15 protein-coding genes are annotated in these 16,162 nt (G+C 74.5%); all 15 read right to left on the reverse strand.

Annotated elements, in window-relative coordinates:
- Positions 1-13: 13 nt before the first annotated feature.
- The 15 genes from IR158_RS02765 to dhaK all read right to left on the reverse strand — a co-directional run bounded on the left by IR158_RS02765 (position 14) and on the right by dhaK (position 16,122).
- The gene (locus IR158_RS02765; protein WP_191783510.1) at positions 14-253 is read right to left on the reverse strand and encodes an RNA-binding protein; all 240 of its coding nucleotides are present in this window, start codon (positions 251-253) and stop codon (positions 14-16) included.
- Complete coding sequence (rpsP, locus tag IR158_RS02770) at positions 253-681, reverse strand: 30S ribosomal protein S16 (RefSeq protein WP_291809205.1); 429 nt, start codon at positions 679-681, stop codon at positions 253-255. The genes IR158_RS02765 and rpsP overlap by 1 nt, the downstream gene beginning before the upstream one ends.
- A 179-nt stretch (positions 682-860) precedes the next feature.
- Positions 861-1,949, reverse strand: coding sequence for an amidohydrolase family protein (locus tag IR158_RS02775; RefSeq protein WP_291809208.1), 1,089 nt, complete (start codon positions 1,947-1,949; stop codon positions 861-863).
- Positions 1,950-1,954: 5 nt separating this feature from the next.
- Positions 1,955-3,574 carry a signal recognition particle protein gene (ffh, locus tag IR158_RS02780; protein WP_291809212.1) on the reverse strand — a complete coding sequence of 540 codons (1,620 nt, stop codon included), beginning with the start codon at positions 3,572-3,574 and terminating at the stop codon, positions 1,955-1,957.
- 29 nt (positions 3,575-3,603) lie between these two features.
- Positions 3,604-5,400 carry a [protein-PII] uridylyltransferase gene (locus tag IR158_RS02785; RefSeq protein ID WP_291809215.1) on the reverse strand — a complete coding sequence of 599 codons (1,797 nt, stop codon included), beginning with the start codon at positions 5,398-5,400 and terminating at the stop codon, positions 3,604-3,606.
- A 21-nt stretch (positions 5,401-5,421) separates the two neighbouring features.
- Positions 5,422-5,763, reverse strand: a complete 342-nt coding sequence (locus IR158_RS02790) for a P-II family nitrogen regulator (protein WP_291809217.1) — start codon at positions 5,761-5,763, stop codon at positions 5,422-5,424.
- Positions 5,763-7,067 carry an ammonium transporter gene (locus IR158_RS02795; RefSeq protein WP_291809219.1) on the reverse strand — a complete coding sequence of 435 codons (1,305 nt, stop codon included), beginning with the start codon at positions 7,065-7,067 and terminating at the stop codon, positions 5,763-5,765. The genes IR158_RS02790 and IR158_RS02795 overlap by 1 nt, the downstream gene beginning before the upstream one ends.
- A gap of 181 nt (positions 7,068-7,248) precedes the next feature.
- On the reverse strand, positions 7,249-8,472 hold the full coding sequence (gene ftsY, locus IR158_RS02800) for a signal recognition particle-docking protein FtsY (protein WP_291809221.1): 1,224 nt from the start codon (positions 8,470-8,472) through the stop codon (positions 7,249-7,251).
- Between the two features lie 56 nt (positions 8,473-8,528).
- The gene (locus IR158_RS02805; RefSeq protein WP_291809224.1) at positions 8,529-8,870 is read right to left on the reverse strand and encodes a hypothetical protein; all 342 of its coding nucleotides are present in this window, start codon (positions 8,868-8,870) and stop codon (positions 8,529-8,531) included.
- 120 nt (positions 8,871-8,990) lie between these two features.
- A complete protein-coding gene (gene smc, locus IR158_RS02810) occupies positions 8,991-12,551 on the reverse strand; it encodes a chromosome segregation protein SMC (protein WP_291809227.1) in 3,561 nt (1,186 codons plus the stop codon).
- A gap of 115 nt (positions 12,552-12,666) precedes the next feature.
- A complete protein-coding gene (gene ndk, locus IR158_RS02815; RefSeq protein ID WP_291809229.1) occupies positions 12,667-13,101 on the reverse strand; it encodes a nucleoside-diphosphate kinase in 435 nt (144 codons plus the stop codon).
- Between the two features lie 59 nt (positions 13,102-13,160).
- Complete coding sequence (locus IR158_RS02820; protein WP_291809232.1) at positions 13,161-13,559, reverse strand: DUF4233 domain-containing protein; 399 nt, start codon at positions 13,557-13,559, stop codon at positions 13,161-13,163.
- A gap of 51 nt (positions 13,560-13,610) precedes the next feature.
- The gene (gene dhaM, locus IR158_RS02825) at positions 13,611-14,378 is read right to left on the reverse strand and encodes a dihydroxyacetone kinase phosphoryl donor subunit DhaM (RefSeq protein WP_291809235.1); all 768 of its coding nucleotides are present in this window, start codon (positions 14,376-14,378) and stop codon (positions 13,611-13,613) included.
- Between the two features lie 72 nt (positions 14,379-14,450).
- Positions 14,451-15,092, reverse strand: a complete 642-nt coding sequence (gene dhaL, locus IR158_RS02830) for a dihydroxyacetone kinase subunit DhaL (RefSeq protein ID WP_291809237.1) — start codon at positions 15,090-15,092, stop codon at positions 14,451-14,453.
- 34 nt (positions 15,093-15,126) lie between these two features.
- Positions 15,127-16,122, reverse strand: a complete 996-nt coding sequence (dhaK, locus tag IR158_RS02835) for a dihydroxyacetone kinase subunit DhaK (RefSeq protein WP_291809240.1) — start codon at positions 16,120-16,122, stop codon at positions 15,127-15,129.
- Positions 16,123-16,162 lie beyond the last annotated feature (40 nt).

Genomic DNA, 16,162 nt, shown 5'->3' on the forward strand with positions numbered 1-16,162 from the left:
TCGGTGTCTGCAGTCAGCGCCGGTCGACGTCGACCACGTCGACGCGCACGGCACCGTCGGGCGACAGCGCGCCAACCACCGTGCGCAGCGCGCGAGCGGTCCGGCCACCACGCCCGATGACGCGGCCGAGGTCCTCGGGGTGCACACGCACCTCGAGCATCTCCCCACGGCGCAGCGACGAGGAACGCACGTGCACGTCGTCCGGGTGGTCGACGATGCCGCGCACCAGGTGCTCGAGCGCGTCGGCGAGCATCAGGCCTGCTCGTCCTCGGCGGGAGCCGCCTGCTCGGCGGGCTCCGCGGCGGCAGCCTTCTTCTCCGACGCCTTCGCCTTGACCTTCTCGGCGTCCAGCGCGGCAGCCTCGACGGCGGCCTTCGGGTCGACCTTCGGCTGCTTGACGCGCAGGGTGCCCTCGGCGCCCGGCAGGCCCTTGAACTTCTGCCAGTCACCGGTGATCTTGAGCAGCACCTGCACCTGCTCGGTCGGCTGGGCGCCGACGCCCAGCCAGTACTGCGCCCGCTCCGAGGTGATCTCGATGAGCGACGGCTCCTCGGTCGGGTGGTACTTGCCGATCTCCTCGATCACACGACCGTCGCGCTTGGTGCGCGAGTCGGCGACGACGATGCGGTAGTACGGCGCGCGGATCTTGCCCAGGCGCTTGAGACGGATCTTCGTTGCCACGAGGTGGTGTTCTCCTGATGTCTGCTGGGGTGGCCAGGCGGTGCGACCCGTGGGGGTGGGCGCGCCGGTCCGGCCGGAGGACACGGGCACCGAGCAGGTAGAGGGGCTGCGCGGACCGAGTACAGCCGACCATTCTGCCAGACGTGGCGTACTCGCCCAAACGGCGGGGCGCGGGTGCCTCAGCGGACCCGGACGCCCCGCAGCACGACGGCCCGCGGGTCTGCCAGTGCGCCGACGTCGACACGGGGATCGGTGCCGTACACGACGACGTCCGCGCTCTCGCCCTCCGCGATGCCGGGGACGCCCAGCCACGCGCGGGCGCGCCAGGACGCGGCGGCCACGACGTCGTGCGCGGGGATCCCCGCCCGGACCATCTCGGCCGCCTCGTCCGCGACGCGGCCGTGCGGGATCGTCCCGCCCGCGTCGGTCCCGACGAGCACCGGCACGCCGGCGTCGTGCAGGTCGCGCACGTGGTCGTAGCGTCGGGCGTGCATCGCGCGCATGCGCGCGGCGAAGCGCGGGTAGCGGGCTTCGCCCTGCGCCGCGATGGCCTCGAACTGCCCCACCTGCAGCAGCGTCGCGGTCACCGGGATGCCCGCGTCCGCGATGCGGGAGATCTGCTCGGGCGTGGCGCCGGTCGCGTGCTCGAGCCCGTCGACGCCCGCGTCGAGCAGCGCGTCCAGGGCCTCGTGGCTGAACGTGTGGGCGGTGACCCGTGCGCCCGCGGTGTGCGCCGCGGCCACCGCCTCGGTCAGGACGTCGGCGGGCCACAGCGGACGCAGGTCGCCGTCCGGCCCGAGGTCGCGGTCGATCCAGTCGGCGACGAGCTTGACCCAGCCGTCGCCCCGCGCCGCCTCCTCGCGCACGGCCTGCGGCAGCTGCGCGGGGTCGGTGAGCTCGCGGCCGTAGTGGCGCAGGTAGCGCTTGGTCAGCGCCAGGTGGTGACCGGCACGCAGCAGCCGCGGCAGGTCGGCGCGGCCGTCGACCCAGCGGGTGTCGGCCGGTGAGCCTGCGTCGCGCACGAGCAGCACGCCCGAGTCCCGGTCGGCCCGCGCCTGCGCCTCGGCCGTCGCGTCGTCCACCGGGCCGTCGGACGCCAGCCCGATGTGGCAGTGCACGTCCACGAGCCCCGGCAGGACCCAGCCCTCGAGCACGGTCTCCGCCGGCTCCACCGGCTGCTCGAGGGTGAGCCGGTCCCCGACGACCCAGGCCTCGCCGACCTCGTGCTCGTCACCCAGGACGACGGTGCCGCGCAGGTGGGTGATCACGGGCGTCAGCGACCCTTGAAGAGGTCACCCAGACCCGCGGGGAGCTCGGCGGGGTCGAAGCTCGCCGCCTCCGGTGCGGCGTCACGGCCGGCGAGGCCGAACGCCGAGCCCGCAGGTGCGGCCGGCGCCTCGCCCGCCGCGCGCGCGGCGGCGGCGCGCTCCTGCTCGGCACGCTTCGCGGGATTGCCGGACCGCGCACCCTTGGCACGCTTGGGCTGCGGCGCCTGGCGGCCGCGGGACTTCTTGCCCCCCATGCCGGGCAGGTTGCCCATGCCGGGCATCCCCCCGGGCATGCCGCCGCCCTTGGCCATCTGGCGCATCATCTTCTTCGCGCCGTCGAACCGCTCGAGCAGCTGGTTGATCTCGCTCGTGGTGGTGCCCGACCCGCGCGCGATGCGGGCACGGCGCGAGCCGTTGATGATCTTCGGGTTCTGCCGCTCGCCGGGGGTCATCGAGCGGATGATCGCCTCGATCCGGTCGACCTCGCGCTCGTCGAAGTTCTCGAGGGCCTCGCGCATCTGCCCCATGCCCGGCAGCATGCCGAACATCTTCTTGATCGAGCCCATGTTCTTGAGCTGCTGCATCTGCACGAGGAAGTCCTCGAGCGTGAAGTCCTCGCCGGCCACGAGCTTGCCGGCCATCTTCTCGGCCTGCTCGGCGTCGAACGCCTTCTCGGCCTGCTCGATGAGGGTGAGCACGTCACCCATGTCGAGGATGCGCGACGCCATGCGGTCGGGGTGGAAGACCTCGAAGTCGGTGAGCTTCTCACCCGTCGAGGCGAACATGATCGGGCGTCCCGTGACGCTCGCGATCGACAGCGCCGCACCACCTCGCGCGTCGCCGTCGAGCTTCGAGAGCACCACACCGGTGAACCCGACGCCGTCGGCGAACGCCTGCGCGGTGGTCACGGCGTCCTGGCCGATCATCGCGTCGACGACGAACAGGACCTCGTCGGGGTCGACGGCGTCGCGGATGTCGGACGCCTGCGCCATGAGCTCGGCGTCGACGCCCAGGCGTCCCGCGGTGTCGACGATGACGACGTCGTACTGCTTCTGGCGTGCCGTCTCCAGGCCCGCGCGCGCGACCGCCACGGGGTCGGCACCCGCCGGCAGGACGTCGTCGGCGCCCTGGTTGCCCGGGTGCGGTGCGTGGACGGGGACCCCGGCGCGCTCACCGACGACCTGCAGCTGCGTCACCGCGTTGGGGCGCTGGAGGTCCGCCGCGACGAGCAGCGGCGTGTGCCCCTGCTCGCGCAGCCACAGCGCCAGCTTGCCCGCGAGCGTCGTCTTGCCGGCACCCTGCAGGCCGGCGAGCATGATGACCGTCGGCGGCTGCTTGGCGAACGAGAGGGTGCGCGTCTGCCCCCCGAGGATCGCGACGAGCTCGTCGTTGACCACCTTGACGACCTGCTGCGCGGGGTTCAGCGCCCCCGACACCTCGGACGAGAGCGCGCGCTCGCGCACCGCCCCGGTGAACTGGCGGACGACGGGGACGGCGACGTCGGCGTCGAGCAGCGCGCGCCGGATCTCACGGATCGTCGCGTCGATGTCCGCCTCGGACAGGCGTCCCTTGGCACGGAGGTTCTTGAACGTCGACGTGAGACGGTCGGAGAGGGTGGCGAACAACCTGGGCCTCGCGGTGGTCGGCGGTACGGCTACGGACGTCCCAGGGTACCCGCCAGCGCACGCGCGGCCCGGGCGGTGAGGTCGTCGACGAGGGTCGCGCGCCACGTGGTCCACGCGGCGGGGCCTGCCGCCGACGCATCGGCCTCCGTGAGCGCCCGCAGCAGCGCCAGCAGGTCCGCCCGGTGGTCCACGGCGTCGAGCAGCCGCTCGACCGTCGCGGGGTCGTCGTGGTCCGCCGTCGTCGCCAGCTCGGCGAGCGTCAGGTGCTCGCGCACCAGGCGGGTCACGTCGGCCCCGACCTCCGGGCCGAACCCCATGCGGGCGATGATCGGGCCGGCGAGCCGAGCGCCCTCGACGGAGTGGTCACCCGCGCCCGCGCGCTTGCCGATGTCGTGGAGCAGCGCGGCGAGCAGCAGGGTGTCGGGAGCGTCCACCGCCCGCCGGTCCCGGCCCGCTCGGGCCACGGTCTCCACGAGGTGCCGGTCGACCGTGTGGCGGTGGATGGCCGAGCGCTGCGGCCGGTTGCGGACACCGGCCCACTCCGGGATCCACGTCGTGGCGACGCCCGCGAGGTCGAGGGCCTCCCACACCGGCACCTGCGCCGGCCCGGAGCCGAGCAGGTGCAGGAGCTGCTGGCGGGCCGCGCGCGGCCACGGCGTCGGCAGCGGCGGGGTCGCCTCGAGGCTCGCGACGGTCACCGGTGAGAGCACGAGCCCGGTGCGGGTGGCCGTCGCAGCGGCGCGCAGCGACAGCACGGGGTCCTCCGCCGGTCGCGCGTCGACGGCGAGGACGATCTCGCCGTCGTGCTCCACGAGGCCCTCGGCGATGGTCCGCAGCCGGGGCGGTGTGCGCCGGCCCCGCACCAGCATCGGTGCGCGCGCCGGACGCTGCAGCGCCTGCCGCGCGTTGCGCGCGGTCGTGTCCAGCGCGTAGGAGATGACACGCCCGGCCTCCGCGATGGAGGCCAGCAGGTCGTCGCGGTCGTCGAAGCCGACGAGCGCCGCGACCTCGTCCTGGTCCGCCTGCAGCAGCCGGTTGCTGTGCCGGCGCGTCACGACCTGGACCGCGTCGCGCACGTCCAGCAGGTGCGTGTACGCGTGGTCGACCGCACCGTGCGGCCGGTCGGTGAGCCACGTGGCGGCCAGCGCCGACAGGACGACGGCGTCGCGGATCCCGCCGCGTGCCTCCTTGAGGTCGGGCTCGATGAGGTAGGCCAGCTCGCCGTGCCGGTCGGCGCGCTGACGCGTCGAGGCGAGCAGCTCCGGCAGGCGCCGACGCGCGGCCGACCGCCAGTCGGCGAGCAGCGCGGACGTGGCGCGCGCGATCACGACGCCGTCACCGGCGACGGGCTGCAGCTCCAGCAGCCCGACGGCCGCCGGCAGGTCCTTGGACGCCACCTGGCGGCACTGCGCGAGCGAACGGACCGAGTGGTCGAGGTCGAGCCCCGCGTCCCAGATCGGGTACCACAGGCGCTCGGCGAGCCGTGCGAGGTCGTCCGCCGAGTGGCCCCTCCCTTCGTGGACGAGCAGCAGGTCGAGGTCGGAGACGGGGCTCGCGTCGCCGCGACCCACGCTCCCGACGACGCCGAGCGCGACGCCCTGCACGTCGCGGCCCTCCGTCGCCTCGGTCCAGAGCAGCGCGAGCGCGCCGACCACCAGGTCCGCCACGGCGCGGCGTCGTGCCACGCCGTCACTGGCTGGTGTCATCATCCGTGCGGCCAGGTCGAGCCTGGCAGCGCGCAGGTCCCGCACCCCGACGGGGTGCGGGACCTGCGGCTGCTGCGGCGACCCGGCCGCGCCCCCCGCGGGCGGCCGTGCGATCGTCATCTGTGTGCTGCGACCGTCCGTCTAGAGGGCGTCGTCGCCGTGCTCACCGGTGCGGACGCGAGCCACGTCCTCGACCGGCACGACCCAGACCTTGCCGTCACCGATCTTGCCGGTCTGCGCCGCCTGCACGACGACCTCGGTGACACCGGCGACGTCCTCGTCCGCGACGAGCACGTCGATCCGCACCTTCGGGACCAGGTCCACCGTGTACTCCGCACCACGGTAGACCTCGGTGTGCCCCTTCTGGCGGCCGTAGCCGCTGGCCTCGCTGACCGTGAGTCCGCGGACCCCGGCGGCCTCGAGGGCCGACTTGACGTCATCCAACCTGTGCGGCTGGATGACCGCCGTCACGAGCTTCGTCATCACTTCACCTCCGACACGACACGGGCGCCGCCCAGGTTCTCGTACGCGGTCTCGCCGTGCACCGCGAGGTCGATGCCGCCGACCTCGACGTCCTGCGAGACGCGCCACCCGAGCGTGGCCTTGAGGATGAGACCGATCACCAGCGTCACCAGGCCGGAGAACACGATCGCGACGAGTGCGATCACGATCTGGATGACGAGCTGGTTGGCGCCACCACCGAAGAACAGACCCGTGTCGGCGGCGAGGAAGCCGATCATCACGGTGCCGACGAGACCGCCGACGAGGTGGACACCGACGACGTCGAGCGAGTCGTCGTAGCCGAACTTGTACTTCAGACCCACGGCCAGGGCGCAGAGCACACCGGCCACGACGCCCAGGATGATGGACGTCACGGGCCGCAGCGCGCCGGCGGCCGGCGTGATGGCGACCAGACCGGCGACGATGCCCGAGGCGGCACCGAGCGACGTGGCGTGGCCGTCACGGAACTTCTCCGTCAGGAGCCAGGCGAGCATCGCCGCGGCGGTGCAGGTCGTCGTGTTGACCCACGCCATGCCCGCGGTCTCGTTGGCGCCGAAGGCGGAGCCGGCGTTGAAGCCGAACCAGCCGAACCACAGGAGCGCCGCACCGAGCATCACGAACGGCAGGTTGTGCGGGCGCATCGCCTCGGTGCCGAAACCCTTGCGCTTGCCGACGATGAGCGCGAGCACGAGCGCGGCGACACCGGCGTTGATGTGCACGACCGTGCCACCGGCGAAGTCGATCGGAGCGGTGTTGGCCGCGCCGTCCGTCGTCCCGAACAAGGCGGCCGCGATGGAGCCCTCGGCACCGGACAGCTGCCCGCCGCCCCAGACCATGTGCGCCATCGGGAAGTACCCGACGGTGACCCACACGGCCACGAAGGCGAGCCACGTGCCGAACTTCGTGCGGTCGGCGAGCGCACCGCTGATGAGCGCGACGGTGATGATCGCGAACGTCACCTGGAAGGCGACGTCGATGACCTGCGGGTAGTTGCCGAGCCCGACGACCGGGTCACCGGCCTCGTCGAACAACGTGCCGCTGAGGCCGAACTGGTCGAACGGGTTGCCGAAGACGCCGGCGACGCTCGAGCCGTACGACATCGACCAGCCCCACAGCACGTAGATCACGCCGACGACGCCGATCGCGCCGAACGACATCATCATCATGTTCAGGACCGACTTGCCCCTGACCATGCCCCCGTAGAAGAACGCCAGTCCTGGCGTCATGAGGAGCACGAGAGATGCTGACGTCAGCATCCAGGCTGCGGCTCCGGTGTCCCACTCCATGTCTGCACTCCCCTCGCCAGCCGGGCGGCCGGACTGCGACAACTGTGGAGCGGAGCGGTTTCGCGGGACCGGCGCGGGCGTTACGGGCGTGTGACAGCCACCGGTGCCGCGTAAACGTTGGGTTTCGTGCTGGGCGGTCGTCCAGGCTCTGGGACGGTTCGTCCCGGTAGCCAGGACCACGTCAGGACTGCAGGAGCCCGTCGACGAACGCCTCGGGGTCGAACGGCGCGAGGTCGTCAGGTCCCTCCCCGAGCCCCACGAGCTTGACCGGCACGCCCAGCTCGCGCTGCACGGCGACCACGATGCCGCCCTTGGCGGTGCCGTCGAGCTTCGTCAGGACGATGCCGGTGACACCCGCGACCTCGCCGAACACGCGGGCCTGGTTGAGCCCGTTCTGGCCGGTGGTCGCGTCGAGGACGAGGAGGACCTCCGACAGCGGTGCCGTGCGCGTGATGACGCGGGTGATCTTGCCGAGCTCGTCCATGAGGCCCGCCTTGTTCTGCAGGCGACCTGCCGTGTCGACCAGGACGACGTCGGCGCCGTCCGCGACACCGGTGCGCACGGCGTCGAACGCGACTGCTGCGGGGTCGGCGCCGTCCCGGTCCGACCGCACGGTCGGGACACCGACGCGCGAGCCCCACGTCTGCAGCTGGTCGGCCGCGGCCGCACGGAACGTGTCGGCCGCGCCGAGCACGACGCTGCGGCCGTCCGCCACCAGGACGCGGGCGAGCTTGCCGACGGTCGTCGTCTTCCCGGTCCCGTTGACGCCGACGACCAGCACGACGGCCGGGACCTTGCGCCCGTCCTCATCCGTGGTGGGCGCGGTCCCCAGCGACCGGTCGAGACCGGGGTCGACGAGTGCGAGCAGCTGCTCACGCAGCACGGCGCGCGCCTCCTCGCCGTCGCGCAGGCCGTCGACGCGCACCCGGGTGCGCAGGGCGTCGATCAGCTCGTCGGTCGGGCCCGCCCCGACGTCCGCGAGCAGCAGGGTCTCCTCGAGCTCGTCCCAGTCGTCCTCGGTGAGGTGGTCGCGCGACAGGACGCCGAGCAGCCGGGTCCCGAGCGGGGAGCCGGAGCGCGCGAGCCGCTCCCGGAGCCGACGCAGACGACCGGCCGTGGGCGCCGGGACCTCCAGGGCGGGGGTCGCGATGTCCTCGGGGACCAGGAGGTCCTCGGGTGCGGCGGTCGCCGTGGGGGCGTCGGGCTCGGCGACGTCCGGCTCGGCGACGGGCGCCGCGGCCGGGCGGTCCACGACGGCCGTGCCGGTCGACGCGCCGGCAGGCTGGTCACCGGGGGGCGGCGCCGGGGCGTCGGTGCGGCGCCGGCGCACGGACACCGCGGCTGCGGCGCCCGCGACCAGCACGGGGACGCCGATGAGGTAGGGCAGGAAGTCGTTGAGGTCCACGCGGACAGTCTGTCGGGCGCAGGGACCTCGCGGCGACCCGGGGCGTCAGCAGTGCGTCAGCGGGTCCTGCTGTGCGCGTCCACGACGTCGCGACGGGGACGCACTGCCGCAGCGGCGCGCTCGCGGGCCACGCGCAGGTCCTCGACCAGCTCGTCCGGGTGCAGGTAGCCGTCGCCCTCCGACGCGGTCGCGCGCAGGAAGTCGGCCAGCGAGAGGTCGACCGGTGCCGCGGTGGCCGCGCGGGCTGCCGCCGCCTGGTCGCGGTCGGGGTTGCGGCGCGCGCGCACACCACGGCGGAAGGTGGTCAGCGGGTTGTCGGCGCCGGTGCTCGCCGAGACGACGAGGAACACCGCCGCAGCGGTCAGCAGAGCAACGAGAGTCCAGATCACGACGGCCACGTGACCAGTGTCCGGGCCGTTGCGCCGGCGGGCTGCTCGACGCACGCACCCCGGCGGAACCCGCCCACAACCTTCACACGACGGCACCTGCGCCGGTGCGGCGCGCGCGCCCCGCGCCGCTCAGGCGGGGACGTCCTCCACCATGCGCTGGCTGATGACGGTCGTGACGCCGTCACCGCGCATCGTCACGCCGTAGAGCGCGTCCGCGATCTCCATGGTCCGCTTCTGGTGCGTCACCACGATGAGCTGCGAGTCCTCCTGCAGCTCACGGAAGATGCCGAGCAGACGCCCCAGGTTGGCGTCGTCGAGCGCGGCCTCGACCTCGTCCATGACGTAGAACGGGCTGGGACGCGCCTTGAAGATCGCGACGAGCAGCGCCACCGCGGTGAGCGAGCGCTCGCCGCCGGAGAGCAGCGACAGGCGCTTGACCTTCTTGCCCGCGGGACGCGCCTCGACCTCGATGCCGGTCGTCAGCATGTCGTCGGGGTCGGTGAGCACGAGGCGGCCCTCACCCCCGGGGAACAGCCGCGGGAAGACCACGTCGAACGCCGCCGCGGTGTCGCGGTACGCGTCGGTGAACACCTGCTCGACCCGCTGGTCGATGTCCTTGACGATCTCCAGCAGGTCCGCGCGGGACTTCTTGAGGTCGGCGAGCTGCTCCACGAGGAACTGGTGCCGCTCCTCGAGCGCGGCGAACTCCTCGAGCGCGAGCGGGTTGACCTTGCCGAGCAGCGCGAGCGCACGCTCGGCGGCGCGCAGCCGCTTCTCCTGCTCCGCCCGGACGTACGGCACCGCGGTCGGCGCGTCGTCGTCGGGCTCCGTCCCGGGCGGCAGCACCACGGGCACGTCGCGGTGCGGCCCGTACTCGTCGAGCAGCACCTGCGGGTCGAGGCCGAGCTCCTCGACGGCGCGCGTCTCGAGCTGCTCGATGCGCAGGCGCTGCTCGGCGCGCGCGACCTCGTCCTTGTGCGCGACGTCCGTCAGCTCGGCCAGGTCCCGCGCGAGCCCGTCGACGCGCGTGCGGACGTCGGCCAGGGCCGCGTCCCGCTCGGCTCGCGCGGCCTCGGCGGCGTCCCGCTCGTCCGACGCGCGGCGCAGCGCACGGTCGAGCAGACCCCCGGTGTGGACCGCGGCCGCGTGGACCGCCCGCGCCACCCCGGCCTGCCGCGCGCGCTCCTGCTGCCGGCGTGCGGCCTTGTCGCGGGCCGCACGCTCCGACGCCGCCGCGCGCTCGAGCGACTCCGCGCGGCCGGCCAGCGCGCGGGCCCGCTCCTCGCCCGTGCGCAGGGTCAGCCGCGACTCGGTCTCCCGGCCACGGGCGGCGGTGGCCTCCCCCGCGGTGGCGTCGCGCCGTGCCGTGGCCTGCGCGATGGCCGCCTCGGCGTCCTCCGGGGCCTCCTCGGCGGCTGCGAGCCTCGCGGTGAGCTCGGCGAGCGTCGCGTGGTCCGCCACGAGCGTGGTGCTCGCCGCGTCCAGCGAGCGCTGCACGCGCTCGGCCTCGGCGCGCGCCGCCCGCGACGCCGACCCGAGGTGCCCGAGCTGCTCCGCGACGGCGGCGAGCGCCGCGTCGGACTCGTTGAGGCGTTCGAGGGTCGCGTCCACGGCGCCCTGTGCGGCGGTACGTGCCTCACGCGCGGTCGCCAGCTCGAAGCGCAGCCGCTCGGCCGCAGCGGTCGCGGTCTGCGCGGCGGCGCGGGCCGTGTCGAGGGCACCCTGCAGGTGCAGCGCGCTCGGCGCGGAGACGGATCCGCCCGAGGCGCGGAAGCGCGAGAGCACGTCGCCCGTGCGGGTCGCGACGACGAGGTCCGGGTGCGCCGCCACCAGGGGACGCGCGGCGGCCAGGTCGTCCACGACGACGACGTCGGCGAGCAGCGCCCGCACCGCGTCGAGGACGGCCGCGGGAGCCTGCACGAGGTCGACGGCGCGCTCGGCGCCCGCCGGGAGGTCGACGGCGCGGACCTCCCCTGCCCCGGCGACCATGAGCGTCGCGCGGCCCGCGTCCTCCGTGCGCAGGTGCCGGATCGCGTCGACCGCCGCGTCGACCGACTCGACCGCCACGGCGTCGGCCACCGCACCGAGCGCCGCGACGATCGCCTCCTCGTCGCGCGCGTCCACGCTGAGCAGGGCCGCGACGGAGCCCACGACGCCGGGCAGGCCGTCCGCCGCGAGGAGCGCACCCGCACCGTCCTTGCGGCTCAGCGACATCTCGAGCGTCTCCGCACGCGACGACTGCTGGTCCCGCTCCCGCTCGGCGGTGCGCAGCTCCTCCTCGAGGGCCGTGACCCGCGCGGTGGCGACGTCCAGCGCCTCGGCGGCGGCCTCGTGCTCCGCGTCGAGCCCCTCCTCGCCCTCCTCGACGCCGGCGACCTGCGACTCGAGCGCGGCGAACTGCGTGGTGGCGTCGCGTGCGCGCTCCTCGGCGGCGGCCAGGCTCGCGCGCAGGCGTCCGATCTCAGCCTCGGTGGCCTCGACGCGGCTGCGTCGCGCCGCGACCTGCCCCGCGAGCCGGGCGACGCCCTCACGCCGGTCGGCCGCCCCGCGCTGCAGGTCCGCCAGCGCACGCTCGGCCGCCGTGGCGGCCGCCTCCGCCTCCTGACGTGCGGTCGCGGCGGCCGCGACGGCGGCGCGCGCGAGGTCGACCTCGGCCGCCAGCTCCGCCTCCGCGTGCCGGACACGCTCGGCCTGCGCCTCCAGGTCGGCCGGGTCCTGCCCGCCGGTGCGCTCGCTCGACGCGGTCCCGAGCAGGCGCGCGCGGTCGGCCGCGAGGGACGCGGTGCCGCGGACGCGCTCGCGCAGCGCGGACAGCCGGTACCAGACCTCGCCTGCCTCGCTCACGGCGGGTGCCGCCTCGGCGGCCTCCCGCTCGAGGGCCCCGAGCCGGGCACGCGCCTCCGCGAGCTGCGCCTCGACCTGCGCTCGTCGCTCGAGCACCGCGGACTCGTCGGCGATCTCCTGCTCGAGCCGCGCCCGCAGCTGCGCGAGGTCGTCGGCCAGCAGCCGGGCGCGCGAGTCACGCAGGTCCGACTGGACGACGGCGGCCTTGCGCGCGACCTCCGCCTGCCGGCCCAGCGGCCCGAGCTGACGGCGGATCTCGGCCGTCAGGTCACCCAGACGCGTCAGGTTGCCCTGCATCGCGTCGAGCTTGCGCAGCGCCTTCTCCTTGCGCTTGCGGTGCTTGAGGACGCCAGCGGCCTCCTCGATGAAGCCGCGCCGCTCCTCGGGGGTCGCCCGCAGCACCGCGTCGAGCTGGCCCTGCCCCACGATGACGTGCATCTCGCGGCCCAGGCCGGAGTCCGACAGCAGGTCCTGGATGTCGAGCAGGCGGCAGCTGCGGCCGTTGATCGCGTACTCCGAGCCGCCGTTGCGGAACAGGGTCCGCGAGATCGTGACCTCGGAGTACTCGATCGGCAGCGCACCGTCGGAGTTGTCGATCGTCAGCGCGACCTCGGCCCGGCCGAGCGGCGGGCGCCCGGACGTGCCGGCGAAGATGACGTCCTCCATCTTGCCGCCGCGCAGCGACTTGGCGCCCTGCTCCCCCATGACCCAGGCGAGCGCGTCCACGACGTTGGACTTGCCGGAGCCGTTGGGCCCGACGACGCACGTGATCCCCGGCTCGAAGTTCAGCGTCGTCGCGGAGGCGAACGACTTGAACCCGCGCAGGGTCAGGGTCTTGAGGTGCACGTAGGGCAGCCTAGGCAACGCACGGCGCCCGGCCGCGCACGCTCCGACGCCCGGGCGTGTGCGCCGCGGCGGGAACGAGCGCGGCCGACGCCGCGCGCACCCTGCGTGAGGGGTGTCAGAGCGCCGGGAACCAGAGCGCGATCTCGCGCGCGGCCGACTCCTCGCCGTCGGAGCCGTGGACGATGTTCTCGATGAGCTTCGTGCCCCAGTCACGGGCCAGGTCGCCCCGGATGGTGCCGGGGGCCGCGACCGTCGGGTCGGTCGCACCGGCCAGCGAGCGGAACCCCTCGATGACGCGGTGGCCCTCGACCACGGCGGCGAGCACGGGGCCGGACCGCATGAAGTCGACGAGGGCACCGACGAACGGCTTGCCGGCGTGCTCGGCGTAGTGCTCGACCAGCAGGCTCTCGTCCGCGTGGCGCAGCTCGACCGCGACGAGCGTGTAGCCCTTCGCCTCGATGCGGCGCAGCACCTCACCGACGTGGCCGCGGCGCACACCGTCGGGCTTGACGAGGACGAGGGTGCGCTGGGGGGCGGGTGCGTCAGTCATGGCGGTCACCTTAACGGCGGACCGGGCGCGCACGGCGACCGCGTCCGGCGGGCTGTGCGTCAGGCGGGTGCGGGCCCCTCCGGGTGGGCCGCGTCCCACGCGGCCCGCTCGCGGTCGATCCGTGCGCCCAGCCGCAACGACACGACCCACAGCACGACGAACACCGCGCCGACGCCGTACATCATCGGCACGAGGACACCGAACCCGAGCACGGCGAGCTGCGCGAACGACCCGGCGACGTAGCCGCCGGGGCGGCCGACGTAGCCGGACAGCAGCACGAGGATCACGAAGGTCACGCCGCCGAGCGTCCACACGGTCGCGGGCGGCGCGACCCGCAGGCCGTACGCGACGAGCGTCGCGAAGCCGACCACGAAGGCCTCCAGCAGCAGCGTCATCTGCGTGAACTGCGGCTTCGCCGGGCGCTTGCGCCGCGTCGGGGCGGGCTGCTGGGTGGTCATCCCACCAGGCTAGCCGCGCGGCGCGGTCGACTCGTCGACGTGCCGCCGGCGTCACACCTCGCCGAAGCCCGCCTCCACGTCGGCGACGAGGCGAGCGACCGCCTCGGCGGCCTGCGGGCCCTGCGCGCGGATCGTCAGGACGTCGTCCTTCACCGCACCCAGCTTCATCAGGTCCAGCACGCTCGCCGCGTTCATGCCGTTGACCTGGACCTTGGCGTCGAGGTGGGCCAGCATGCGGACGATCAGCGCGGCAGGGCGAGCGTGCAGGCCGAGCGGGTTGCGCAGCACCGCGGTCGCCTGCACCGATCCGTCCGGCGCGGTCTGCGGCGCCGTCACGGCGGGTGTGCCGGGGACGGCACCGCTCGCCGCGGGCGCACCCGACGACGACGAGCCGTCACGAGCCGGGCGCGCGGGTCCGAACGTTCCCGCCGCCGCCTGGGCGGAGTCCAGGACCGTCGCCAGGTCCGCCTTGCCGTGCGCCGTCACGGCCGCCGCGACGGCGCCCTCGACGAACGGCGCGTCCGCGAGGCGCACGCGCGCGGCGACGTCCTCGTCCATCAGCTCCAGCACCGACTCCGCCGTCAGCACCGCCGACCCGAGGTCCGCGACGACCACGGCCGAGCGTCCGTCGTCGGTCGCGTCACGCAGCGCGGCGTCCACCCGGTCGAAGCTCGTCCCCAGCCCGCCGTCGTCCGTGCCGCCCGCCGCGACGAGGCGCACACCGGGCGCCATCTGGGCCGCGACCTCGACCGCGCCCTCCGCGAGCGCACGCGAGTGCGACACCAGCACGAGCGCCACCGGCGCCCAACGATCCGTCACCGGGTCCTGCCTCCCCCGCGGCGTCCGCGCCGCACCGTGGTGCCGCACCGTGGTCGGTGCGGTCGTCGTCGGTCAGTCCGCCGCCGCGGCCGCCTGCGCCGCCGCGAGCAGGATGAGCTCGCTCGAGCGGGCGCCCGGATCGAGGTGCCCCGCCGAGCGTTCGCCCAGGTAGCTGGCACGGCCCTTGGTCGCGACGAGCGGCACGGTCGACTCCGCGCCGTCGTGCGCCCCGCGGGCCGCCGCGGCGAGCACGGCCGAGGGCGGCGCGCCGTGGTCGGCCGCGTCGACGGCGGCCGCGACCGCCGGCGTCCACGCGTCGACCATCGTCTTCTCCCCCGCGCCGGCGCGTCCGCGCGTGACGATCCCGTCCAGCGCGGCCTCGAGGAGCGCGACGACGCCGTCGGGACCCAGCTCGGTCGCGGTGCCCGACTTCGACGCCCGCAGGTAGGCGGTGCCGTACAGGGGGCCCGCCGCGCCGCCGACCGTGGACATCAGCGTCGTGGCGACCAGCCGCAGGACGTCGCCGACGGTCGCGGGCGGCGTCTCGAGCCCGTCGAGCTTGGCGACGACCGCGCGGAACCCCCGGTCGAGGTTCTCGCCGTGGTCACCGTCGCCGATCTGCCGGTCGAGCTCCACGAGCTCGTCCCGGTGCTCGGCGACCGTCGCCGCGCTACGGCGTACCCAGTCGACGGCCCATGCCGCGTCCAGCGTCATCCGCCCCGCCTCTCCGAGTCCCCACCCGTATCGGTCACCAGCGCAGCGCCGACGTGTGCACGGGTGCGTCCCACAGGGCGGTCAGCTCGTCGTCCAGACGGAGGACGGTGACCGACGCGCCCTGCATCTCCAGCGATGTCACGTAGTTGCCGACGAGCGAGCGGGCCACCTCGACCCCGCGCTCGGAGAGCAACGCGCGTGCCCGACGATAGACGACGTACAGCTCGGACGCGGGCGTGCCGCCCATGCCGTTGACGAGCAGCAGCACCCGCTCGCCGCTGGCGAGCCCCAGGTCCTCGACGACCGGCGTCAGGAGCTTCTCGGTGAGCACGTCGGCACTCTCCAGCCCGACGCGGTGGCGCCCCGGCTCGCCGTGGATCCCGATGCCGATCTCGATCTCGTCGTCGGGCAGGTCGAAGCTGGGGCCTCCGACGTGGGGCACGGTGCACGCGGTGAGCGCCAGGCCCATCGTGCGGACGTTGTCCACCACGCGCTGCGCGACGGCGGCGACCGCGTCCAGGTCGTCGCCGCGCTCGGCGGCCGCCCCCGCGATCTTCTCCACCGCCACCGTGCCGGCCACGCCGCGCCGCCCGGCGGTGTAGAGGGAGTCCTCGACGGCCACGTCGTCGTTCACGACCACCTGGCGCACCGTGATCCCGTCGGCGTCGGCGAGCTCCGCGGCGGTCTCGAAGTTCAGCACGTCGCCCGTGTAGTTCTTGACGATCGTCAGGACGCCCGCGCCGGCGTCGGCCGCGGCGATCGCGGGCAGGATCTGGTCCGGCGTGGGCGAGGTGAAGACCGCGCCGGGGACGGCTGCGTCGAGCATCCCGACGCCGACGAAGCCCGCGTGCAGCGGCTCGTGGCCGCTGCCGCCCCCGGAGACGAGGCCCACCTTGCCGGGCGCGGTGCCGCCGGCGCGGGTGACGAACAACGGGTCGACGTGCACCCGCACCACGTCGGCGTGCGCGAGACCGAACCCCTCGACCGACTCGGCGACGACATGCTGCGGGTCGTTGATGAGCTTCTTCACGCTCGACTCCCTCGACGTGCCGGCGGTGGTCGCTCCACTC

Source organism: Cellulomonas sp., assembly GCF_015234515.1.
GTDB lineage: Bacteria > Actinomycetota > Actinomycetes > Actinomycetales > Cellulomonadaceae > Cellulomonas.

Excerpts from the sequence above, each read along its gene's own strand:
- IR158_RS02765 (WP_191783510.1), bottom strand. The coding sequence starts at position 253 with ATGCTCGCCGACGCGCTCGAGCACCTGGTGCGCGGCATCGTCGACCAC.
- IR158_RS02785 (WP_291809215.1), bottom strand. The coding sequence starts at position 5,400 with ATGACGATCGCACGGCCGCCCGCGGGGGGCGCGGCCGGGTCGCCGCAG.
- IR158_RS02790 (WP_291809217.1), bottom strand. The coding sequence starts at position 5,763 with ATGACGAAGCTCGTGACGGCGGTCATCCAGCCGCACAGGTTGGATGAC.
- IR158_RS02795 (WP_291809219.1), bottom strand. The coding sequence starts at position 7,067 with ATGGAGTGGGACACCGGAGCCGCAGCCTGGATGCTGACGTCAGCATCT.
- ndk (WP_291809229.1), bottom strand. The coding sequence starts at position 13,101 with ATGACTGACGCACCCGCCCCCCAGCGCACCCTCGTCCTCGTCAAGCCC.
- IR158_RS02820 (WP_291809232.1), bottom strand. The coding sequence starts at position 13,559 with ATGACCACCCAGCAGCCCGCCCCGACGCGGCGCAAGCGCCCGGCGAAG.
- dhaL (WP_291809237.1), bottom strand. The coding sequence starts at position 15,092 with ATGACGCTGGACGCGGCATGGGCCGTCGACTGGGTACGCCGTAGCGCG.